Source organism: Streptomyces sp. NPDC007905 (assembly GCF_042959345.1).
GTDB lineage: Bacteria > Actinomycetota > Actinomycetes > Streptomycetales > Streptomycetaceae > Streptomyces.
In genome coordinates, this window is sequence record NZ_JBIBKS010000019.1 from 1 (window position 1) to 21,838 (window position 21,838).

Annotated in this window: 22 protein-coding genes; 8 read left to right on the forward strand and 14 right to left on the reverse strand. The window is 72.1% G+C overall.

Translation table 11 applies throughout. The features are described 5' to 3' along the window. Nucleotides 1-86: 86 nt before the first annotated feature. Entirely contained in the window at nt 87-875 is a 789-nt protein-coding gene (locus ACFZDC_RS29585; protein ID WP_391328799.1) for an enoyl-CoA hydratase-related protein, read from the forward strand. 3 nt (nt 876-878) lie between these two features. Here ACFZDC_RS29585 and ACFZDC_RS29590 read toward each other — a convergent pair whose 3' ends face one another. After that, complete coding sequence (locus ACFZDC_RS29590) at nt 879-1,805, reverse strand: hypothetical protein (RefSeq protein WP_391328801.1); 927 nt, start codon at nt 1,803-1,805, stop codon at nt 879-881. Nucleotides 1,806-1,888: 83 nt separating this feature from the next. On the opposite strand from ACFZDC_RS29590, the gene ACFZDC_RS29595 reads away from it, so the two are divergent. Further along, nucleotides 1,889-2,500, forward strand: coding sequence for a flavin reductase (locus tag ACFZDC_RS29595; RefSeq protein ID WP_391328802.1), 612 nt, complete (start codon nt 1,889-1,891; stop codon nt 2,498-2,500). A 14-nt stretch (nt 2,501-2,514) separates the two neighbouring features. On the opposite strand, the gene ACFZDC_RS29600 is transcribed toward ACFZDC_RS29595, so the two are convergent. Further along, nucleotides 2,515-3,819, reverse strand: coding sequence for an MFS transporter (locus ACFZDC_RS29600; protein WP_391328805.1), 1,305 nt, complete (start codon nt 3,817-3,819; stop codon nt 2,515-2,517). 71 nt (nt 3,820-3,890) lie between these two features. Here ACFZDC_RS29600 and ACFZDC_RS29605 point away from each other — a divergent pair, with 71 nt between their 5' ends. Both ACFZDC_RS29605 and ACFZDC_RS29610 read left to right on the forward strand, forming a co-directional pair. Further along, nucleotides 3,891-4,919, forward strand: coding sequence for a helix-turn-helix domain-containing protein (locus ACFZDC_RS29605; RefSeq protein ID WP_391328806.1), 1,029 nt, complete (start codon nt 3,891-3,893; stop codon nt 4,917-4,919). Between the two features lie 206 nt (nt 4,920-5,125). After that, entirely contained in the window at nt 5,126-5,278 is a 153-nt protein-coding gene (locus ACFZDC_RS29610) for a hypothetical protein (RefSeq protein ID WP_391328809.1), read from the forward strand. 84 nt (nt 5,279-5,362) lie between these two features. Here ACFZDC_RS29610 and ACFZDC_RS29615 read toward each other — a convergent pair whose 3' ends face one another. The 3 genes from ACFZDC_RS29615 to ACFZDC_RS29625 all read right to left on the reverse strand — a co-directional run bounded on the left by ACFZDC_RS29615 (nt 5,363) and on the right by ACFZDC_RS29625 (nt 8,578). Continuing rightward, nucleotides 5,363-6,412: an alcohol dehydrogenase catalytic domain-containing protein gene (locus tag ACFZDC_RS29615; protein ID WP_391328811.1), complete on the reverse strand. Its 1,050-nt coding sequence runs from the start codon at nt 6,410-6,412 to the stop codon at nt 5,363-5,365. Continuing rightward, nucleotides 6,412-7,560: an acyl-CoA dehydrogenase family protein gene (locus ACFZDC_RS29620; RefSeq protein ID WP_391328812.1), complete on the reverse strand. Its 1,149-nt coding sequence runs from the start codon at nt 7,558-7,560 to the stop codon at nt 6,412-6,414. Before ACFZDC_RS29620 ends, ACFZDC_RS29615 begins: the two co-directional genes overlap by 1 nt. A 106-nt stretch (nt 7,561-7,666) precedes the next feature. Next, entirely contained in the window at nt 7,667-8,578 is a 912-nt protein-coding gene (locus ACFZDC_RS29625; protein ID WP_391328814.1) for an SDR family NAD(P)-dependent oxidoreductase, read from the reverse strand. Nucleotides 8,579-8,664: 86 nt separating this feature from the next. Between ACFZDC_RS29625 and ACFZDC_RS29630 the strand changes: the two genes are divergently transcribed. After that, nucleotides 8,665-9,600 carry a cyclase family protein gene (locus tag ACFZDC_RS29630; RefSeq protein WP_391328816.1) on the forward strand — a complete coding sequence of 312 codons (936 nt, stop codon included), beginning with the start codon at nt 8,665-8,667 and terminating at the stop codon, nt 9,598-9,600. Nucleotides 9,601-9,837: 237 nt separating this feature from the next. Here ACFZDC_RS29630 and ACFZDC_RS29635 read toward each other — a convergent pair whose 3' ends face one another. The 4 genes from ACFZDC_RS29635 to ACFZDC_RS29650 form a co-directional block, all read right to left on the reverse strand. Continuing rightward, a complete protein-coding gene (locus ACFZDC_RS29635) occupies nt 9,838-10,311 on the reverse strand; it encodes an ATP-binding protein (RefSeq protein WP_391328988.1) in 474 nt (157 codons plus the stop codon). Nucleotides 10,312-10,865: 554 nt separating this feature from the next. After that, a complete protein-coding gene (locus ACFZDC_RS29640; protein WP_391328818.1) occupies nt 10,866-11,813 on the reverse strand; it encodes an acyl-CoA dehydrogenase family protein in 948 nt (315 codons plus the stop codon). 2 nt (nt 11,814-11,815) lie between these two features. Continuing rightward, on the reverse strand, nt 11,816-12,949 hold the full coding sequence (locus ACFZDC_RS29645) for an acyl-CoA dehydrogenase family protein (RefSeq protein ID WP_391328819.1): 1,134 nt from the start codon (nt 12,947-12,949) through the stop codon (nt 11,816-11,818). Next, a complete protein-coding gene (locus ACFZDC_RS29650) occupies nt 12,949-14,142 on the reverse strand; it encodes an amidohydrolase family protein (RefSeq protein ID WP_391328822.1) in 1,194 nt (397 codons plus the stop codon). The genes ACFZDC_RS29645 and ACFZDC_RS29650 overlap by 1 nt, the downstream gene beginning before the upstream one ends. A 134-nt stretch (nt 14,143-14,276) precedes the next feature. Here ACFZDC_RS29650 and ACFZDC_RS29655 point away from each other — a divergent pair, with 134 nt between their 5' ends. Continuing rightward, a complete protein-coding gene (locus ACFZDC_RS29655) occupies nt 14,277-15,785 on the forward strand; it encodes an AMP-binding protein (protein ID WP_391328824.1) in 1,509 nt (502 codons plus the stop codon). Between the two features lie 115 nt (nt 15,786-15,900). Here ACFZDC_RS29655 and ACFZDC_RS29660 read toward each other — a convergent pair whose 3' ends face one another. Together ACFZDC_RS29660 and ACFZDC_RS29665 are read right to left on the reverse strand one after the other, a co-directional pair. Further along, nucleotides 15,901-16,413 (reverse strand): EF-hand domain-containing protein, encoded by a 513-nt coding sequence (locus ACFZDC_RS29660; RefSeq protein ID WP_391328826.1) that lies wholly within the window; start codon nt 16,411-16,413, stop codon nt 15,901-15,903. A gap of 146 nt (nt 16,414-16,559) precedes the next feature. Then, nucleotides 16,560-16,940, reverse strand: a complete 381-nt coding sequence (locus ACFZDC_RS29665) for an anti-sigma factor antagonist (RefSeq protein WP_391328828.1) — start codon at nt 16,938-16,940, stop codon at nt 16,560-16,562. A 334-nt stretch (nt 16,941-17,274) separates the two neighbouring features. On the opposite strand from ACFZDC_RS29665, the gene ACFZDC_RS29670 reads away from it, so the two are divergent. Both ACFZDC_RS29670 and ACFZDC_RS29675 read left to right on the forward strand, forming a co-directional pair. Continuing rightward, nucleotides 17,275-17,856 (forward strand): sigma-70 family RNA polymerase sigma factor, encoded by a 582-nt coding sequence (locus ACFZDC_RS29670; protein ID WP_391328830.1) that lies wholly within the window; start codon nt 17,275-17,277, stop codon nt 17,854-17,856. Next, complete coding sequence (locus ACFZDC_RS29675; protein WP_391328833.1) at nt 17,853-19,223, forward strand: zf-HC2 domain-containing protein; 1,371 nt, start codon at nt 17,853-17,855, stop codon at nt 19,221-19,223. Before ACFZDC_RS29670 ends, ACFZDC_RS29675 begins: the two co-directional genes overlap by 4 nt. A gap of 73 nt (nt 19,224-19,296) precedes the next feature. Here ACFZDC_RS29675 and ACFZDC_RS29680 read toward each other — a convergent pair whose 3' ends face one another. The 3 genes from ACFZDC_RS29680 to ACFZDC_RS29690 all read right to left on the reverse strand — a co-directional run bounded on the left by ACFZDC_RS29680 (nt 19,297) and on the right by ACFZDC_RS29690 (nt 21,792). Continuing rightward, nucleotides 19,297-20,079, reverse strand: coding sequence for an SDR family oxidoreductase (locus tag ACFZDC_RS29680; RefSeq protein ID WP_391328835.1), 783 nt, complete (start codon nt 20,077-20,079; stop codon nt 19,297-19,299). 217 nt (nt 20,080-20,296) lie between these two features. Continuing rightward, nucleotides 20,297-21,178 carry a formyltetrahydrofolate deformylase gene (purU, locus tag ACFZDC_RS29685; RefSeq protein ID WP_391328837.1) on the reverse strand — a complete coding sequence of 294 codons (882 nt, stop codon included), beginning with the start codon at nt 21,176-21,178 and terminating at the stop codon, nt 20,297-20,299. A gap of 113 nt (nt 21,179-21,291) precedes the next feature. Further along, nucleotides 21,292-21,792, reverse strand: coding sequence for a hypothetical protein (locus tag ACFZDC_RS29690; RefSeq protein WP_391328838.1), 501 nt, complete (start codon nt 21,790-21,792; stop codon nt 21,292-21,294). Nucleotides 21,793-21,838 lie beyond the last annotated feature (46 nt).

Consider the following 21,838-nt stretch of genomic DNA (forward strand, 5'->3'; position numbering starts at 1 on the left):
CGGCCACTCCTCGGAAGCCACTGAAGACAAGACCCGATAAGCCACATCCGGCCCTCCCGGGCCGCCTAACAACTTACGGAGACCCGATGAGCGACTCGGTACGGCATGAGGTCCGCGATCACGTCTCGTACGTCACCCTCGACCGGCCCGAGGCCCTCAACGCCCTCGGACCGGGGCAGCGGGACCGGCTGATCGAGCTGCTGGGCCAGGCGTCGCGGGACCCGGACGTACGGGCCGTGGTCCTCACCGGGACCGGGCGCGGTTTCTGCGCGGGTGCGGACCTGCGCGGCGGCTCGGGCGGCGGGGAACGCGTCCCGGGGGACGTCGCCCGCACCCTCCGGCTCGGCGCCCAGCGGTTGATCGCCGCCGTGCTGGACTGCGAGAAGCCGGTGATCGCCGCCGTGAACGGCACGGCGGCGGGGCTCGGCGCGCATCTCGCGCTCGCCTGCGACCTGGTACTGGCCGCCGAGTCGGCGCGGTTCATCGAGGTGTTCGTGCGGCGCGGGCTCGTACCGGACGGCGGGGGCGCCTATCTGCTGCCCCGGCTGATCGGTCCGCAGCGGGCCAAGGAGCTGATGTTCTTCGGCGACGCGGTCCCGGCGACGGAGGCGGAGCGGCTGGGGCTGGTCAACCGGGTGGTGCCGGACGGCGAGTTGGAGAAGACCGCGCGCGAGTGGGCGACACGGCTGGCCGGCGGGCCGACCCGGGCGCTGGTGCTGACCAAGCAGCTGGTGAACGCCTCACCGGACACCGACCGTGCGGCCGCCTTCGCGGCGGAGGCGGCCGCGCAGGAGATCAACATGACGACCGAGGACGCCCCGGAGGGGCTGCGGGCGTTCGTGGAGCGGAGGGAGGCCCGCTTCCGGGGGCGGTGAGGGTCAGGACTCGGCCGGCTTCAGGATCCGCAGCGTGCCCGAGTCCGGGTCGCCGAAGAGCACGAACAGCCGGGGGGCGCCCTCGGTGCCGGTGATCGACCAGTGGGTGTCCTCGCCGCAGTCGCCGTCGAGCTCGAGCAGGACGCCGGCGCGCCCGTCGTTGCCCGAGTCCTCGTTGGGCTCCCAGGTACCGGAACCTTCGCACACGACGTAGTCCTCGACGTGGTGGTCGTCGAAGGGGGGCTCGGTGGGCAGCTTGACGGCCTCGGCGCTGCCGTCGGGGCGCAGCCGCAGCTCGGCCCCGCTCGGGCCGTGCCAGACCCCGGCCAGCTGGGCGGGGGTCAGCTTCGGGGGCTCGTACTCCTGGATCAGGCCGGTCTCGGTGGCGAGCACCCCGCCGCCGAACGCCAGCAGGAAGAGCACGACCGAGCCGAGCACCGCCCGCAACCACACCCCCCACTGCCGCCAGCCGCGCCTGCGGGCGAGGCCGACCCAGAGGGTGGGCAGAAGCCCCAGGGCGGCCACGACGGGCACCGAGGTGCCGAGCGACCACCCGAAGAGCGGACCGGTCAGCGCACCCCAGAACAGGGCCGGGACGACCGGTGCCACCACATGCCGGACCCACCCCGGGCCACCCAGCCGCCGGCCCGAGAGCCGCGCGAGCACCACCGAGGGCAGGGTCAGCGCGAACGCCGAGAGCACGCCGAGGATCGGCAGCAGCAGCGGTGCGAAGAGGAGGAAGCACAGCGCGCCGAGGGCCCCGCCCGTACCGGCCCCGTAGTCCTCCTGAGTGGTGGTCGAGCAGATCCACCACAGCAATCCGGCCGCAGGCAGCTGGGCGCCCCCGAGGGCCGCCGCCGCGCTCAGGTCATCGGGCGTCCAGGTCGGCCTGGCCTCCCGCTGCGTTCCATAGGTCTGTCCCCACCCCACGGGGGGGCAGCGTACGCGCACACTTTCGGCCATCCACCGGCCCTCTTCCTATCTGATATACCGTCAGCTTCAATGGAGGGGTGATGGGACACGCAGGGGCGGCGGCCGCCGCCGTCCGTTACCTCAGGTCGGTTCCGGCTCCGGGACCCGTGCAGGCGCTGCCGCGCCCGGAGTTGCGGTGCGTCCGGGAGGACGAGCGGGCACCGGTGGACCCGGCGGAGTTCCGGCGGGTGCTCGGGACCTTCGCGACCGGAGTGACCGTGATCACCGCGCCGGCCGCCGAGGGCGCCGGCTCCCCCGCCGGCTTCGCCTGCCAGTCCTTCTCCTCCCTCTCCCTCGACCCGCCCCTGGTCTGCTTCATGGTGGGCCGTACGTCGGCCACCTGGCCGCGCATCGCCCGCGCGGGGGTCTTCTGCGTCAGCGTGCTGAGCGCCGGGCAGGGCGCGCTGTGCCGGTCCTTCGCGGTGAGCGGCGCGGACAAGTTCGCGGGGGTGGCGTACGACCCCGCACCCGTCTCCGGGTCCCCGCGGCTCACCGGTGCCACCGCCTGGATCGACTGCACGGTCCACGCCGTGCACACCGGGGGCGACCACCTCGTCGTGGTGGGGCGGGTGGACGCCCTCGGAGCCGGGGAGCGGAGCGACCCCCTGATTTTCCACCGCGGGCGGTTCGCCCGGCTCGAGGCCGATTTCTAGGGCTTGGCGGGGAGTCAGGACACGGCGAGTGCGGGGACCGCCGGGCGCCGCCTGATCACCAGGGCCATCAGGGCCGCCGCCGCGCACAGGGTGCCGGAGGCGTACCAGACCATGTCGTAGGTGCCGAAGACGTCGCGGGCGACACCGCCGAGGAAGGCGACGAGGGCCGCGCCGACCTGGTGGGAGGCGAGCACCCAGCCGAAGACGATGGCGCTGTCCTCGCCGTACTGCTCCCGGCACAGGGCCAGGGTGGGCGGGACGGTGGCCACCCAGTCGAGGCCGTAGAAGACGATGAAGAAGATCATCGGCGGGTGGACGGACGGTCCCAGCAGCATGGGCAGGAAGAGCAGCGAGACGCCGCGCAGGGCGTAGTAGACGGCGAGCAGGCGGCGCGGTTCGAAACGGTCGGTGAACCAGCCGGAGGCGATCGTGCCGACGACGTCGAACACGCCGATGACCGCGAGCAGCGAGGCCGCCGCCGTGACGGGCATGCCGTGGTCGTGGGCCGCGGGCACGAAGTGCGTCTGGATCAGGCCGTTGGTGGAGGCCCCGCAGATCGCGAAGGTGCCGGCGAGCAGCCAGAACGGGCCGGTGCGCACGGCGGAGCCGAGGACCGCGAGCGTGCGGCGGGCGGCGCCCGTGACCGGCGCCGGCTTCGGCACGAACTCCGCCGCGCCGTACGGCTTCAGGCCCACGTCGGCCGGATGGTCGCGCAGCAGCATCCACACGAACGGGACGACGGCGAGCGCGGCGAGGGCGACCGTCACGGCGGCCGGCCGCCAGTCGTACGCCTCGACCATCCAGGACAGCAGCGGCAGGAAGATCAGCTGGCCGGAGGCGGAGGCGGCGGTGAGGATGCCGCTGACCAGCCCGCGCCGCTCGGTGAACCAGCGGTTGGTGACCGTCGCGGCGAAGGCGAGGGCCATCGACCCCGAGCCGAGGCCCACCAGCAGGCCCCAGCACAGCAGCAGCTGCCAGGCCGCCGTCATCCACACGGTCAGGCCGGAGCCGAGCGCGATCACCGTCAGCGCGACGGCGACCACCCGGCGGATGCCGAAACGGTCCATCAGCGCGGCGGCGAAGGGTGCGGTGAGGCCGTAGAGCGCGAGGTTGATGGAGACGGCCGCGCCGATCGTGCCGCGCGACCAGCCGAAGTCCTCGTGCAGGGGGTCGATGAGCAACCCCGGCAGGGAGCGGAAGGCGGCCGCGCCGATGATCGTGACGAAGGTGACGGCGGCGACGAACCAGGCCCGGTGCACACGGCGGCGCCGGGCGGGCGGGGCCTGGAGGGGAGCTGCGGCTTCACTTGTCTGAGTCACGTCCTAGAGCGTCCTGTTTCCGGGCTCGCCCAGCGAGTGGCCCGGGGGACAGCATTCGCTAGGATCGGGCCATGACCGTCGGCCAGGATTTCCGCCCGCACCGGATCGTCGTCCTCGCGCTGGACGGCCTGCTCCCCTTCGAGCTGGGCATCCCGCACCGGATCTTCGGCCGCCCCCGGGACGCCGAGGGCCGGTACCTGTACGAGGTCGTGACCTGCTCCGTCCGGCCACCCGGCCCGGTCGGGACGGACGCCGACTTCGAGGTGCACGTGGCGCACGGCCCGGAGGCCCTGGAGACGGCCGACACGGTGATCGTCCCGGCGTCGTACGAGCTGGGACCGGTCTACGAGGAGGGCCGGCTCACCGACGAGCTGTCCGCCGCGCTCGCCCGCATCCGCCCCGGCACCCGCCTCGCCTCCATCTGCACCGGCGTCTACGTCCTCGCCGCCGCCGGATACCTCGACGGCCGCCCGGCGACGACCCACTGGGCGGACGCCGACCGCTTCCAGCGCATGTTCCCGCGGGTCAGGATGGACGCGGACGTGCTGTTCGTCGACGACGGGGACGTGCTGACCTCGGCCGGGGTGGCCGCCGGGATCGACCTGTGCCTGCACATGGTGCGCCGCGACCACGGCACGGCCGTCGCCAACGACGTGGCCCGCCGCACGGTCGTCCCGCCCCACCGCGACGGCGGTCAGGCCCAGTACATCCACCGCCCCGTCCCCGACCCCCAGCTCGCCACGACCACCGCGGCCCGTGCCTGGGCCCTCGGCCGCCTGCACGAGCCGATCCAGCTGCGGGACATGGCCGAGCAGGAGGCCATGTCGGTGCGCACCTTCACCCGCCGTTTCCGCGAGGAGGTCGGCGTCAGCCCCGGCCAGTGGCTCACCCAGCAACGTGTCGAACGCGCCCGCCACCTCCTGGAGTCCACCGACCTCTCGGTCGACCAGGTGGCCCGTGACGCCGGCTTCGGCACGGCCCAGTCGATGCGCCAGCACCTGCAGGCGGCGGTCGGGGTCACGCCGACCGCGTACCGGCGGACCTTCCGGTCTGGGGGCAGCGGTACCGAGGACCGCGGCGGGGTCGTCGTCCTGCGCTGACCGGCCGGCGCGTGTCTCGCCCCACCAGCCGATCGCCGTCAGCAGCACGGTCATGGCCACCCCCGCCAGGATCGCCGTCGAGGGGGCGGTGACGGGGAGCAGGGCACCGGCGAGGGAGCCCGTGGCGGCGTAACCGGTGCCGACGGCGGCCTACACGACCGAATGGCCGGCGGCCAGGGAACCCGGCGGGAGGACCTCGCGCAGACATGGGCGGCGGCGAGGGCCGCGCCCAGGGAGTGGCCGCCGGGGCGTTCGCGGACGAGGAAGACCAGGGCCAGGGGGCCATGGCCACCGGCATGCGGGCGCCGACGGCCACACAGGACCAGGTCAGCACCTGTTTCGAGGCGACGTCGCGGTAGGTCATGCGATGACGGTAGGGGCCGCCGCCGACAACCGCCGACGGATTGTCCCCCGCCTGTGGACAACGTCGGCGCGGCCCCACCTCAGAACGTCAGCACCGCCCGCGCCACCCGCCCCGCCTCCGTGTCCGCCCGCGCCTTCTCGAAGTCCTCCACCGGGTAGGCCGCCGTCACCAACTCGTCCAGGAGCAGGCGGCCCTGGCGGTACAGCTCGGCATAGCGGGGGATGTCCCGCTGGGGGCGGGAGGAGCCGTAACGGCAGCCGAGGATCGCCTTGTCCAGGAACATGGAGGAGACGACGAAGGACGCCTCCGCGCTCGCCCGGGGCACACCGAGCAGGACGGCCTGGCCGTGGCGGTCGAGGAGGTCGACCGCCTGGCGGATCAGCTCCACTCGGCCGACGCACTCGAAGACGTGGTCGGCCCCCGTCGGCAGGATGTCCCGTACACCTTCCGCGGAGGTCAGGAAGTCGGTCGCGCCGAACTGCCGGGCCACCGCCTCCTTCGCCGGGTTGGCGTCCACGGCCACGATCCCGAGGGCCCCGGCGAGCCGGGCGCCCTGCAGGACGTTCAGGCCGATGCCGCCCGTGCCGATGACGACCACGCTGTCCCCGCGGTCCACCCGGGCCCGGTTGAGGACCGCGCCGACGCCGGTCAGCACCCCGCAGCCGATCAGCGCGGCCGACGGCAGCGGGACGTCCTTCGGGATCCGCACCGCCTGCACGGCCTTGACGACCGTACGTTCCGCGAAGGCCGAGTTGCAGGCGAACTGGTGGACCGTCCGGTCCCCGCGGGTGAAGGGCTTGCCGGGGCGGCCGATCGCCTGGCGGCACATCGTCGGGCGGCCCCGGTCGCAGTCCGGGCAGGTGCCGCAGTTGGCGAGCGTGGACAGGGCCACGTGGTCACCGGGGGCGACATGGGTGACGCCCGCGCCGACCGCCTCCACCACCCCGGCACCCTCGTGGCCCAGCACCACCGGGACCGGGAAGGGGATGGTGCCGTCCACCACCGACAGGTCGCTGTGGCACAGACCGGCCGCCGAGATCGCCACCAGCACCTCGCCGGGCCCCGGGTCCCGTACCCCCAGGTCGTCCACCACCCGGACCTGTTTGCCGTCGAACACCACGCCACGCATCACACGACCCCCCTCGGCTCTTTCGGCAGACCGAGCACCCGCTCGGCGATGATCGTGCGCTGGACCTGGTCCGAGCCGCCGTAGATGGTGTCGGCCCGGGAGAAGAGGAACAGGTGCTGGTCGGCGTCGACGTCGTACGGCGCCGACGGCGACCAGTCGGTGGGGCCGGCGGCGGCCCCGGCGCCCCGGACCCGCACCGCGAGCTCCCCGAGCCGCTGGTGCCAGTTCGCCCACAGCAGCTTGGCCACGCTGGGGGCGCCCGGGTCACCGGAGCCGCCGAGGGTGCGCAGGGCGTTCCAGCGCATGGTGGTCAGCTCGGCCCACTGGCGGACCAGCCGCGCACGCACGACCGGGTCGTCGACGGCGCCCGTGCGTGCGGCCGTCCGGACGACTCGTGCCAACTCCTCGGCGAAACCGATCTGCTGCGCCAGGGTCGACACCCCGCGCTCGAAGCCCAGCAGGCTCATCGCCACCCGCCAGCCCTGCCCCTCCCCCCCGACGACGTGCTCCACGCGCGCGCGTGCCCCGTCGAAGAAGACCTCGTTGAAGTCGCTCGTGCCGGTCATCTGGCGGATGGGCCGGACCTCGATGCGGCCGGGTTGGTCCATGGGGACGAGCAGGAAGCTCAGCCCGTGGTGGCGACGGCTGCCCGGTTCCGTGCGGGCCAGCACGAAGCACCAGTCGGCCTCGTGGGCGAGGGAGGTCCAGATCTTCTGCCCGGTGATCCGGTAGTACGTTCCCTCGCGCGCCGCCGAGGTGCGTATGCCGGCCAGGTCGGACCCGGCGCCCGGTTCGCTGTAGCCCTGGCACCACAGTTCCTCACCGGCGGCGACCGGGGGCAGGAAGCGGGCCTTCTGCTCATCGGTGCCGTGAGCGATCAGGGTGGGGGCGAACAGATTCTCGCCGATGTGCCCGGAGCGCGGTGGCGCGGCCGACCGGGCGTACTCCTCGGCCCAGGCGACCTGCTGGGTGAGGGTGGCCGTGCGGTTGCCGTATCCGGCCTCGGGCCAGCCGAGTCCGATCCAGCCGGCTGCGCCGAGCGTCCTTTCCCATGTACGGCGATCCGTGACGGAACTGGCGTGTGCCCCCAGCCAGGCGCGGGCCTCGGCACGGAACGCCTCGTCCTCGACGGTGAATCCAAAGTCCACAGGGCCTCCTTCGTGCCGATCACGCCACCTACCTCAGGGGCGCGGGAAACTGCGCGACACACCGCGGCGATCCCGCGGCCGCCGACGCTCGAAGAGCCCCGGGCTCTCAGGCGTTCGGGCGAGAACCCGTCCGAGCCGCCCCCTCCATCGCCGCCAGCTGCGAAAGCATCGGCATCGGATCCACCCCCACCGACCCCGGCAGGAACTCCGCGATCGTCTCCGGCGTCCACCCACCGGAGGCATACGCAGCGCGGAGTTCGCGGGGCTGCGCCCAGACCGCGATCTTCGGTCCGGCGATCGTGTACACCTGCCCCGTGATCCCCTGGTCCTTCGCCGGTTCGGACAGCAGGTAGACCACCAGCGCGGCCACGTCCTCCGGCTCCCCGATCTCCTTCAGCTCCATCGGCACGTTCGCCGACATCCGCGTGCGGGCCACGGGGGCGACCGCGTTGGCCGTGACGCCGTACTTGTGCAGCCCCAGGGCCGCGCTGCGGACCAGCGAGATGATCCCGCCCTTCGCGGCGCTGTAGTTGGCCTGCGAGACCGAACCCTGGTGGTTGCCGCTGGTGAAGCCGATGAGGGTGCCCGACTTCTGCTTGCGCATGACGGCGGAGGCGGCCCGGAAGACGGTGAAGGTGCCCTTGAGGTGGGTGGCGACCACCGGGTCCCACTCCTGCTCGGACATGTTGAACAGCATGCGTTCGCGCAGGATCCCGGCCACGCAGACGACCCCGTCCAGGCGGCCGTAGCAGGACAGGGCGGCCTCGACGACCCGCTGTCCGCCCGCCATGGTGGAGATGTCGTCGGCGACCGCGACCGCCTCGCCGCCCGCCGCCCGGATCTCCTTGACGACGGCGTCGGCGATCTCACTGGTCGGCGAGGTGCCATCGGTGGACACCCCGTAGTCGTTGACGACGACCTCGGCCCCCTCGGCCGCCGCCGCGAGAGCGACGGCTCGCCCGATACCCCGTCCGGCGCCCGTCACGGCGACCACCCTGCCTGCCAAGAAGTTCCCCACGCCCGGCCCCTTCCCGAAGTTTCTGACGGACCGTTAGATTTTATGACTCGTCAGATGCGCGGACACAAGCCCCGGGGAGGCACCGGATGTCACCGCCGACGCTGCATCCTGCGTTCCATGACATCGCCAAGCGCGTGAACAACTGGGGGCGTTGGGGGGCGGACGACGAGATCGGGACTCTCAACCTGATCACCGACGCGGTGGTACGCGAGGCCGCGGCCTGTGTGCGCTCCGGGCGCCGGGTCCCGCTCGCACTGCCACTGCAGCAGGACGGGGTGCAGACGGGCATGATCCCCGGGCGGGTCAATCCGCTGCACGCGATGGTGCAGCTCAACCAGGAACTGTTCGGGCCCGGCACGGTGGCGTGCAGCGACGACGCGGTGACCATGGGGCTGCAGGCGGGCACCCACTGGGACGCGCTGACCCATGTCTCGCACTCCGGGAAGCTCTACAACGGGCGCCCGGCGCACACCGTCACCGCGCACGGGGGCGCACGGTTCAGCGGCATCGACAAGGCCCGGCATGTCGTCTCGCGCGGGGTGCTGCTGGACGTGGCACGCGCGCGTGGCGTGGACCGGCTGGAGGGCGGGCACGCGGTCACGCCGGAGGACCTGGAGGCGGCCGAGGAGTTCGGCGGGGTGCGAGTGCGGGCCGGGGACGTGGTCCTGGTGCGGACCGGGCAGGTGCGGGTGTATCTGGCCGGGGACAAGCACGGGTACGGCTATCCGTCACCGGGCCTGTCGGTGCGCTGCCCGGAGTGGTTCCACGCGCGCGATGTGGCCGCGGTCGCGAACGACACGCTCACGTTCGAGGTGTTCCCGCCCGAGATCGAGAACCTGTGGCTGCCCGTGCACGCGCTGGACCTGGTGGAGATGGGGATGCTCCAGGGCCAGAACTGGAATCTCGAAAAGTTGTCCACAGCCTGTGGAGAAGAGAGCCGGTACGCGTTCCTGCTGTCGGCGATGCCGGAGCCGTTCGTCGGCGCGACGGGGACACCGGTCGCGCCGATCGCCGTCCTGTGAAGTCCGGTTGGCGGCGCGCCCCCCTGCGTTCGACTTCGCGCCGCCATCCCGTGCGACCCACACTCGGCGAGGACCGCTGTCACCCGAGTCCCCGCCGTCCCCTCACGGCGAATCGTTGCCCACAAGCGTGGTCATACGGTCACAAGCCGTCAACGCCAGTACGGCGAATTATTACTTACGCCCTTTTCGTGACGACGGCGCACGGGTGCACCCCCGGCGCACCACCGCACCGGGCGCCTACACCGCTTCGAACGCGAGGTCCTCGTACGCGGACCGTCCGCCCCCGTACGCCACCGCTGCGCCCTCCCGGGGCTGCGAGCAGCGGTCCAGCTCGCACCAGATGCTCTTGCCCGAACCCTCGGGGCTCCAGCCCCAGCGGTCGGCGAGGCAGTCGACGAGTGCCAGGCCCCGGCCGCCGGTGGCGTCACCGCCCGCACAGCGCGGGACGGGCGCACGGGAGCTGGTGTCGGCCACCTCGAGCCGCACCGTGGCCGAGGCGGCCGACCCGGTCGCCGTACCCGGCAGGGAGAGCCGCAGCACCGCCGGACGGCCGGTGTGCACCACGGCGTTGGTCACCAGCTCGGAGACGAGCAGGACCAGGGTCTCGGCCAACGTGTCGTCGGCCCCTATCCCGAGCCCGGCGAGACGCGACCGGGCCCACCGTCTGGCCCGTCCCACCTCCGCAGGGTCGGGCCGGATCTCCAGCTGCACTTGAAGCACCTGCACCGCTCACACCATCCGAACCGGCGGACTCATGACCCCACGCCACACGAACGCCACAGCGGAAGCCGCGACGAGCATCACGACGAGGGCCACGATCGTAGCCATTTTCTGCATGGCCAGGACAACGGCCAGAGCAAGGGTCACGGAACGTGATTCCCTTACGAGACAGCATGGTTGACGTACAGTCACCCCAACAAGCGCTTCGGGCATATTCCAGCGCGAAGGAGTACGCGTGCGGCATACTGTGCGACGCGTGTGCCGGGGAGTCGAACAAGCGGGGGCACAAGCCCTTACCGCCCTGCCAGCAGCGGCGCGCACCGCGCGGCCCGGGGTCGCCCCAGGGGCACCACCGGCACGGCTCGTGCTCGCAGCCACTCGCATCCCACACAAGGTACCGGAGGGGGCAGCCGACTCCAGGCTGTGACGAGTCACGCAAAGGACACAACACGGTATCAACGCTCAGTGATTCCGGTAGGCCACGATCCGCGACATCCAGGGCCATCGATTCGCCGACCGGCCCCTGGCAGCGCGGTGCCGTACGGTCAGGCCACCAGGTCGGCGGCGAGCGCTTCCTCACTCTCCGTGTTCCCGCCGCCCCGCCGGGCCCGCACCCAGGCCCGTTTGAGATGCAGATGGACCTCTGCCTCCCAGGTGAAGCCCATACCGCCGTGCACCTGGAGGCAGTCGCGCGCGCCGCGCACGGCCGCCTCGTCGGCGAGCAGCCGGGCGGCGGCGATGTCGGCGGGGTCGGCGGTCACGGCGGCCGCGTAGACGGCGGCGCGGGCCGTCTCGGCCCGCACCAGCAGCTCGGCGCACAGGTGTTTGACCGCCTGGAAGGCCCCGATCGGCTGCCCGAACTGCTCACGCGCCCGGGCGTGTTGCACGGCCAGCTCGCACGCGCGCGTGGCCGTGCCGAGCTGCTCGGCGGCGGTGAGGAGCACGGCCTCCGGGTCCGGTGCGCCGGTGCCGGGAACACCGGGAACACCGGGAACACCGGGAACACCGGGAACACCGGGAACACCGGGAACACCGGGAACACCGGGAACACCGGGAAGCCTATGCAGGGGCGTCAGCGGGTCCACCGAGCGCAGCGCCACGGCTTTGGAGGTGTCCCCTCGGACGACGTCCGCCGCGTCCAGCCACTCCACCAGGGAGCCGTCCGCGCGGGCCACCACGGTCTCCCCGGTGGCCGCGCCCGGTACGGTCCCGGCGGCGAGGTGGGTGGCCAGCACGGGTCCCGGCAGCAGCGCGCGGCCGGTCTCCTCGAAGACCAGCACCGCCTCCGGCAGGCCGAGGCCGACCCCGCCCTCCGCCTCCGGCAGCCGCAGCGCGAACAGGCCCGCCGCGCCCAGCTCCCGCCACAGGCCCCGGTCCAGGTGTCCGGGCCGGGCCACGGCCGCGCGCAGCGCGTCCGCACCGAACCGGCGCTCCAGCAGCTGCCGTACGCCGGCCCGCAACGCCCGCTGCTCGTCGGTGAGTCGGAAGCGCACGGTCAGCGTCCCTTCGGCAGGCCGAGGATGCGCTCGGCGACGATGTTGCGCTGGATCTGCGAGGTGCCGGCGGCGATGGTGTACGACAGCGAGGAGAGCCGGTCGAGGACCCAGGGCCGGTCCAGATCGAGACCGTCGGGGCCGAGCGCTTCGGCGGCGGTGTCGTACAGCTCCTGACGGGCGTGCGAGTAGCTCAGCTTGAAGACCGAGCCGCCGACGCCGGGCACTGAGCCGCTCGCCTCCGCCTCGCTCACGTTCCACTGGGTCAGCCGCCACAGCGCGCGGAACTCGGCGTTCAGTCTCCCGAGCCGCCGGCGCAGCACCGGATCGTCCCACCTGCCGTTCTGCCGTGCGGTGCGGGCGAGTTCGCCCAGCACGCGGCGGCAGGCGACGACCTCGCCGACGAAGGCCGTGCCGCGTTCGAAGGACAGCGTCACCATGGTCACGCGCCAGCCGTCGTTCTCCGCCCCCACCCGGTTGCCGGCCGGCACCCGGACCTCGTCCAGGAACACCTCGGCGAACTCGGCCGACCCGGCGAGCGTGCGCAGCGGCCGTACGGTGATGCCGTCGGCGTCCATGGGCATGGCCAGCCAGGTGATGCCCTGGTGCCTGGGCGCCTGCGGGTCCGTGCGGACCAGCAGCTCGCACCAGTCGGCGACCTCGGCGTGCGAGGTCCAGATCTTGGACCCGCTCACCACGTAGTCGTCCCCGTCACGCCACGCGCGCGTGCGCAGCGCGGCGAGGTCGGACCCGGCGTCCGGTTCGCTGAACCCCTGGCACCACACCTCGTCCCCGCGCAGGATGGGCGGCAGCCAGCGGGCCCGCTGTTCGGGGGTGCCCTCGGCGGCGATGGTGGGCCCCGCGTGCAGCAGCCCGACGAAGTTCGCGCCCACGTAGGGCGCGGCCGCCCGCTCGGTCTCCTCCAGGAAGATGAGCCGCATGGTCGGGGAGGCGTCCCAGTGGACGTCGGCGTACCCGGCGTCGTGGAGCATCCGCTGCCAGCCCAGGTCGTAGGCGCGGCGGCCGGGCCAGTCGTCCGGGGGCGGCTTGGCGGGCAGGGTGGGCAGGGCCTTGGCGAGCCACTCGCGCAGCCGGGCCCGGAACTCCTCCTCCTCGGGCGTGTACGAGAGGTCCATTACCTGTCGAGGTCCAGGCCGAGCATGCGGATGGCGTTGCCCCGCATCAGCTTGTGGACGGTTTCGTCGTCCAGGCCCTTCACATGGTCGAGGGCGACCTCCTTGGTGTGCGGGAAGGTCGAGTCGACGTGCGGGTAGTCGGTCTCGAACGTGGCGTTGTCGCGGCCGACGACGTCCAGGGACGCGACCCCGTGCTTGTCGCGGAAGAAGCAGCAGAAGATCTGCCGGTAGTAGTACGTCGACGGCGGTTCCGGGATCAGATCGCGCACCCCGCCCCAGGCGCGGTGCTCCTCCCACACGTCGTCGGCGCGCTCCAGGGCGTACGGGATCCAGCCCATCTGGCCCTCGGAGTAGGCGAGTTTGAGGGTGGGGAACTTCACCAGCACCCCGCTGAAGAGGTAGTCCATCATCGAGGCCATCGCGTTGTTGAAGCTGAGCGAGGCCTGGACGGCGGGCGGCGCGTCCGGCGATGCGGCGGGCATCTGCGAGCTGCTGCCGATGTGCATGTTGACGACGGTCCCCGTCTCCTGGCACACCGCGAAGAAGGGGTCCCAGTACCCGGAGTGGATGGACGGCAGCCCGAGGTAGGTGGGGATCTCGGAGAAGGTCACCGCCCGTACCCCGCGCTCCGCGTTGCGCCGGATCTCCGCGACGGCCGGCTCCACGTCCCACAGCGGGATCAGGCACAGCGGGATCAGCCGGCCCCCGCTGTCACCGCACCACTCCTCCACCATCCAGTCGTTGTAGGCCCGCACGCAGGCGAGGGCGACCTCCTTGTCGTGGGCCTCGGCGAAGGTCTGCCCGCAAAAGCGCGGGAAGGTGGGGAAGCAGAGGCTGGCCTCGACGTGGTTGAGGTCCATGTCTGCGAGCCGGGCCGCGGGATCCCAGCAGCCGCGCCGCATCTGCTCCCGGGTGATCCCCTCCAGGGTCATCTCGTCCCGGTCGAATCCGACGGCGGCGATGTTGCGCTTGTACGGGAACTTCAGGTCCTCGTAGATCCACCAGTCGGTCGGCCGGCCGTCCGGGTCCATGGTGATCTGGTACTTCCCGCCGACGTACGCCAGCTCCCCGATCCCGGCGGTCAGCGGCTTGGGTCCCCGCTCCCGGTACTTCGCCGGCAGCCAGGTCTCGAAGAGGTGGGCGGGCTCGATCACATGGTCGTCGACGCTGATGATGCGGGGCAGTTCGGTCATGGGTCCCCCACCTACATATCTGATGGACCGTCAGATTGGTTTCCAGCAGGCTAGCCCCCGCCCCCTGGACCGACAAGGCGCACGGCCCTACGCTCTGCCCACGATCTGACGCTTCGTCAGCCATGGGGGTCGACGTGAACGACACCGCACACCACCTGAGCGCCTCGCGCACCCTGTGGGAGCTGGTGGACCGCCGGGGCCGACTCACCCCCGACCGGCCCGTCCTGCTCCAGGACGACCGCCGGCTGACCTTCGGCGAGCTGCGGGAACGGGCCGAGCGGGTCGCGGCCGGCCTGTACGGCATGGGGGTGCGCCCGGGCACGGTGGTCGCCTGGCAGTTGCCCACCCGCATCGAAACGGCCCTGCTGTCCTTCGCGCTGGCCCGCCTGGGCGCCGTGCAGTCCCCGGTCATCCCGCTCTACCGGGATCGTGAGGTCGGCTTCGCGCTGCGCGAGTCCAGGGCCGAGTTCTTCGCCGTACCGGGCGTCTGGCGCGGCCACGACCACACGGAGATGGCGCGGCGCCTCGGTGCGAAGGGCGTCTTCGAGGCGTACGAAGACCTGCCCGACGGTGATCCGTCGGTCCTGCCCGCGCCGCCCGCCGAAGGCACTTCGGTCCGCTGGATCTACTGGACCTCGGGGACGACCTCCGATCCCAAGGGCGTGCTGCACACCGACCGCTCCCTGATCGCGGGCGGCTCCTGCCTCGCCCACGCACTGCGTCTCACACCCGACGACGTGGGCTCGATGGCGTTCCCGTACGCCCACATAGCCGGGCCGGACTACACGGTGATGCTCCTGCTGTACGGCTTCCCGGCGGTGATGTTCGAGCAGTTCGCACTGCCGGACGCGCTGGAGGGATACCGGCGGCACGGGGTCACGGTGGCCGGCGGCTCGACGGCCTTCTACTCCATGTTCCTGGCCGAGCAGCGCAAACGGCCCGGAGCGAAGGTGATCCCCTCCCTACGGCTCCTCGCGGGCGGCGGGGCACCGAAGCCCCCTGAGGTCTACCACGCGGTCGTACGCGAGATGGGCGTGCAGCTCACCCACGGGTACGGCATGACCGAGGTGCCGATGATCACCATGGGCGATCCGGAGGACACGCCCGAGAACCTCGCGACGACCGAGGGACGCCCGCCGGAGGGGATGCGGATACGGATCGTGGACGGGGAGGTGCGGCTGCGCGGCGAGGCCGTCTGCCAGGGCTACCTGGACCCCGCCCAGACGGCGGCGGCCTTCGACGAGGAGGGCTTCCTGCGCACCGGCGACCTGGGACACCTGACCGACTCCGGGCATCTCGTGCTCACCGGGCGGCTGAAGGATGTGATCATCCGCAAGGGTGAGAACATCTCGGCCAAGGAGATCGAGGATCTGCTCGCCGCGCATCCGGCGGTGGCGGACGCGGCGGTGATCGGGCTGCCGGACGCCGACCGCGGGGAACTGGTGTGCGCGGTGGTCGAACGATGTTCGGGACGCCACGAGTTGACGCTGGCCGAGGTCGTCTCGTACCTGCGGGCGGGAGGGCTGTCCGTGCACAAGCTGCCGGAGCGGCTGGAGGTGGTGGACGCCCTTCCACGGAACGAGACCCTGCGCAAGGTGCTCAAGCACAAGCTGCGGGAGCGCTTTTCGGGACCCGTCCCTTAGGCGGTCGGGGCGTGGGGGGTGTGCCCATGCCTTCTCGTCCTGCTGCTCGCCGGGATCCCGGGGCCCTTTGCGAGGCGCACCCTGCCATGGGGTACGCGTTCCGGGGCTGCGTGCGCTACTCGGGAACGGTGAAGTAGCGCGCGAACGCCGGGATGATCTCCGCCTCGCCGATCTTGCCGTCGCCGTCCGTGTCGAGTGCGGCGGCGGTCGCCCGGGCGATGCCCTCCGGGACGTGGAAGACCCGCAGGACGCGGATGGTGTCGGAGACGGTGGCCCGGCCGTCCCCGTCCGGGTCCGCCACGGCCAGCGACGCGTGCAGGAAGGGGCGGGCGATCTCGGCGAAGCGGTCGGGGTTGTCGCGCAGGCGCTTGACCGCACCGGTGACGAACTCCTCGCGGGTGATGCGCTGGTCGCCGTCCCGGTCCGCGATGCCCGCCATGCCCTGCCAGAAGGCCTCCGCGCCGGCGTACAGCGCCTGGCCCCTGTCGGAGCGGGCGGGTACGGCGAACTCGGCGAGCAGGGCCTTGGCCGCGGCGTTGAAGTCCTCGCGGTCGATGTAGCCGTTGCCGTCCTGGTCGAAGGTGGCGAACCGGGCGGCGATTCTGCGCTCGTACTCGGTGCTGACCATGTCTGTTCGGGCCGCCTTACGTTGACGTGGGGTTGATCTGGCAGGGAGCGTACGTCGTGGGCGGCGATGAGGTGGCGGGAAAGCGGCGGTTGTGCCAAGACCGGGGAAATTCCGCGACAACCCTGTGGCGGCGGGCGCGGCGACGCTCAGGCCGAGAGGGGGCCCGCCTCGTCGGTGGTGGCGGACTCGACATCGGGGTGGACATCGAAGAGACGGCGGACACCGAGCGCGCCGAGCACCCGGTTGACGTGCGAGCCGTCGTCCGCGCCCCGGTCCGGCAGGATCAACCGCAGCCGCCCCTGGCAGGAGCGGATCAGCCGGCGCGCGGCGATCAGGACGCCGACCCCGCTGGAGTCGCAGAAGAAGACCTCGGAGAGGTCGAGGATCAGACTGTGGTGGCCCTCGGCCACCACATCGTGCACGCCCTGGCGCAACACCGGGGAGGTCATCAGGTCCAGTTCCCCGGACACCCGGAGCACGGCCCACTCACCCTGTTCGACGCCGGTCACCCTGAATGCCACGGCCACGCCCCTCCGCTCGCCGGATCTCGCAGGACCGCCCGGAAACGGAAGCAGTTCCTACGTTTCATTCCGCGCGGCTGCCCAGCGGCCGTTCCCTGAAACTTCGAGCAGCAAACGGCGGGCGATCGACAAGGGGCCTATTTCAGTCACTATCGATCCTGTTCGATCGAAGATAGACACGATTCGAGTGAAGGATGCGTGAAGAGGGCACTATCACCTGCGACGCCTCCGGGGGCGCACATTGGCACAAAGGGGCGTGCGCTGTCATACGTGCCGACTACATTCGAGATGACGGTGCGGAGACGCTGGACAGGCAGGACAGGACCGAGGGGAGGGCAGCATGGCGCACAAGGGGGTACCGCCCCGCTGGGACCGCAAGATGCAGCAGCGGCTCGCGCGGGGTGAGGCGGCCGCCCTCGGCGAGCTGTACGACCGGTTCGCCTCCCTGGTGCACAGCCTCGCCCACCGCGTCCTCGGCGACGAGCGGGCCGCCGACGGTGTCACCCGGGAGGTCTTCGCCCACGTCTGGGAACACCCCGACACCTACGACCCCAAGCAGGGTCCGCTGCGCTCCTGGGTGGCCGCGGTGACGCACCGGCTGGCCGTGCAGCGGCTGCGCGCCACCGAGACCGCCGCGCTCACCCGGGGCGAGAGCGGCTCCGCGCAGGAGCTGGAGAGCCTGGAGAGCAAGGTGCGCCGCGCCTCGGTCGCCGCCCGCGCCGACTACATCGTCCACTCCATGCCCGCCCCGCTGCGCGCCGCCCTGGAACTGGCCTACTTCCAGCGCCGCGACTACCGCCAGACCGCCGCCGACCTGGGCGTCACCGAGGACGAGGCCCGCCGCCGGCTCCGCCTCGGGCTCCAACTCCTGTCCACCGCCCATGACGTGGGCACACCGCCTGGGTACGGGGGCGCGGTGTGAGCGGGACAGGAGGCTTCGAGGCACACGACGGTCACGACGAGGACGCGGGACGGGACGAGTACGGGGGCGCGTGGGTGACGGGCTCCGGTGACGTGCCGCCGGGCGTCGGCGGGCCCGGACCCGACCGGTCGCCGCCCCGGATACCGCTGCCCCGCGCCTCCGTCGAGGACAGCGGCAGGCCGTTGCCCGACCTCACCGACCTGGGGAACCGCGCACCCGTGCCGCTCGACCTGTCGCACGACGTCCTGAAGTCGCTCCTCGGGGCCTGGGCCCTGGCCGCCTGCTCGGCGGCCGAGACGGCGGCCGTGGAGGAACACCTGGGCAGCTGCGGTTCCTGCGCGGAGGAGGCACTGCGGCTGCGCGAGGCGGTCGGTCTGCTGCACCAGCCCGAGAGCCTCGACCTGGACCCCGCCCTGCGCACCCGCGTCCTGGAGAGCTGCCTGGACCGCAGGCCGCCGCGCATCCCGGTGCCCGAGTGGGCGGCCGCGTACGACGCCGAGACCGCGCGGCTGGACGCGCTGCTGCAGGACTTCGGGGACGCCGAGTGGCATGCGCCGGTGCGGCTGCGGTGGTTCGAGGCCGACGCGGCGACGAGTCGCCGTACCACCGTGGCCGGGGTGATCGCGCATCTGCTGTCGGTGGACGGGCTGGTCGCGGTGGCGCTCGGTCTGGAGGACCCGCTGGCGGAGCTCGTCCAGGAAGGCGCCAAGGGTGAGGCCGGCGAGCAGGGGGCGGCGGGGCCGGCCGGGCGGACCGAGGCGTTCTGGCGTGCGTCCCACTTCCCGCCGACGCGGTCCGTGCGTGGCCCGTGGCGGGAGCAGAGCCACAGCCTCGTACGGACGGTGTCCTTCACGGGCAGCACCGCCGGCGGGCTCGCGGTGCCGTACGGCGACTTCGAACTGCACTTGCACGATGCGATGCTGGACCGCGCCTTCGAGTGCTGGGTGCACGCGGAGGACATCGCGGAGGCGGTGGACTATCCGTACGAGCCCCCCGCGCCGCGTCACTTGAACAGGATGATCGACCTCGCGGCCCGGATGCTGCCCGTCGCGCTGGCCGAGCGGCGCCGGGCGGGGCTGTCCGCACCGGGGCGGACCCCGCACCTGGTGCCCGCGGGGACGCCGGGCCGCAGTCTGCGCCTGGAGATCGAGGGTGCGGCCGGCGGGGAGTGGCTGATCCCGCTGGACTCGCCGGCGGCGGTGGGCTCCGCCGACTTCGAGGTCGCCCATGTCGCCCTCGACGGCGTGGAGTTCTGCCGCCTGGCAGCGGGCCATGTCCCACCGGAGGAGGCCGCAGCGGGACAGGTGGGCGACCGGGAGGCGATCAAGGACGTGCTGTTCGCCGCGGCGGGGCTGAGCCGGATGTGAGCCTGAGCTCCGGCAGGGGGAGTGGTTGCGCGGGAGGCGCCGCCCAGTCCGGGCCGGGGCGCCGCACTGCTGCTCAGTGGACGGAGAACCCGCCGTCCACGAAGATCGACTGGCCGGTGACATAGGCGGAGGCCGGAGCCGCGAGGAACACCGCCGCGCCCGCGAAGTCCTCGGCCAGCCCGTTGCGTCCGACCATCGTGCGCTGCGCGAGCGCCGCCACCTTCTCGGCGTCGGAGGACAGCCGTGCGTTGAGCGGCGTCATCACGAAGCCCGGTACCAGGGTGTTGCACGTGACGCCGTACGGCGACCAGGCCTCGGCCTGGGAGCGGGCCAGCGACTCCAGCGCTCCCTTGGAGACCCCGTAGGCGCCACTCTGCACGAAGGCACGGTGCGCCTGCTGGGAGGTGATGTGGATGATCCGGCCGTAGCCGCGCTCGGCCATGCCGGGCCCGAACCTCTGCCCCAACAGGAAGGGCGCCTCCAGGTTCAGGGCCATGGTGGCGTCCCACACGTCCTCGCCCAGCTCGCTCATCGGCGGCCGCAGGTTGACCCCGGCACAGTTGACGAGGATGTCCGGCTCCCCGAACCTTCCGGCCGCTTCCTCGGCCGCCTCGCGCACGCCGTCACGGGTGCTCAGGTCGCCGCTGACCCCGGCCGCCCGGCAGCCGTCGGCCACCAGCTCGTCGACCGTGTCGGCCAGCTGCGCCTGCTTGCGCGCCACGACCACCACGCTCGCCCCGGCGCGCGCCAGCGCACCGGCGACGGCCCGGCCGATGCCGGAACTGCCACCGGTCACCACGGCGACCCGGCCGTCCAGCGAGAACAGTTCGGAGAGGTAGGCCGCCCGCGAAGTCATGGCCGAAGCGTAGTGCTGTGACCGGAAAGGTTCACCGGCTCGCGGCGTCCGGCACGGCACCTCGCCGCGTTGTCGCATCACCCGAGTACATCCAGTACGCGGGCGATGCTCCGCCTGGCGATGCTCTCCCACTGCCTGAACGGCGTGGGAGGTGCCCCCAGCACCGGACGCCGCGAGCTTTCCGGCAAACCCTGCCAGTCACAGCACTAGACGGCCCTCAGGCGAAGATCACCGTGCGGCGTCCGTTGAGCAGAATCCTGCGCTCCGCGTGCCACTTCACCGCGCGCGCCAGCGCCTGGCACTCCACGTCCCGCCCGATCGCGACCAGTTGGTCCGGCGTCACCCCGTGGCCCACCCGCTCGACCTCCTGCTCGATGATCGGACCCTCGTCGAGGTCGGCGGTGACGTAGTGGGCCGTGGCACCGATCAGCTTGACGCCCCTCGCGTGCGCCTGGTGGTACGGCTTGGCGCCCTTGAAGCTCGGCAGGAACGAGTGGTGGATGTTGATGATCCGGCCGCTGAGCTGCTTGCACAGGTCGTCCGAGAGGACCTGCATGTAGCGGGCGAGGACGACCAGCTCGACGTTCTCCTCGCGCACGATCTCCAGCAGCCGCGCCTCGGCCTCCGCCTTGGTCTCCTTCGTCACCGGGATGTAGTGGAAGGGGATGTTGTAGGAGCCCACCAGCTCTTCGAAGTCGGTGTGGTTGGACACCACAGCGGCGATCTCGACCGGCAGCGCGCCGATCCGCGCCCGGAACAGCAGGTCGTTCAGGCAGTGGCCGAACTTGCTGACCATCAGCACGATGCGCATCTTCTCGTCGGCCCGGTTGATCTTCCAGTCCATGTGGAAGGTGTCACCGATCGCCGCGAAACTCGCGCGCAGCTTGTCCACCGTCACCGGCGCCTCCGCCGAGAAGTGGACGCGCATGAAGAACAGACCCGTGTCGTGGTCGCCGAACTGCTGGCTGTCCTCGATGTTGCAGCCGGTCATGAACAGATAGCTCGACACGGCGTGCACGATGCCCTGCTTGTCCGGGCAGGAGAGCGTGAGGACGTACTGGTCTGCCGGGGCGGCCCCGGGGGCGGACTGCTCGTTCATGCACTACAGCGTCCCATACGGCCGACCCGCCGTGGGCGGTTGTCCCGCAGGGCGGGACAGGTGGGCGCGGCCCGCGGGGCGCCGGGCGCCGTCCCGGGAGGCCGGGCACCGTCCTACGCGGTCCTCGTCATGATCCGCAGTACTTCCAGGCTCCGCGGAGGGGCGTCGGGATCGTCGCCGTCACTCGCCGCGAGGCGCAGGTGCGCGTCCCGGGCCGCCCGCACCGCCTCCGGCCACGCGTGGTGGTCCAGGTAGGCGGCGACCGGCGCGTCCGGGCCGACCTGGTGCATGATCCGCAGCACCCGCAGTACGGCGGTGTCGACGAGCGCAGCCTCCTGCGAGTCCCGGAATATCGTGCCGACGTACTTCTCCGCGGACCAGCTGTCCAGCCAGGTGTCCTCCACCAGCCGGTAGACGGCGTCGGTGACGTCGCCGTACCCCTCCACGCCGGCCAGCCAGACGTCCCGCTGGAACACCGGATCGGAGAGCATGTGCAGCGCGGAGCGCACATTGCTGCGCCAGCGCCACCACGGCATGTCGTTCAGGGGCATGCCGCCCATGGTGGAGGAGCGACGGCCGCGACGGGAAGAGTTCTCCGTACCTTGCACGGTCATCGATCGTACGTTCTCCACCACACCAGCCTCACCGGCCCCTGCAATT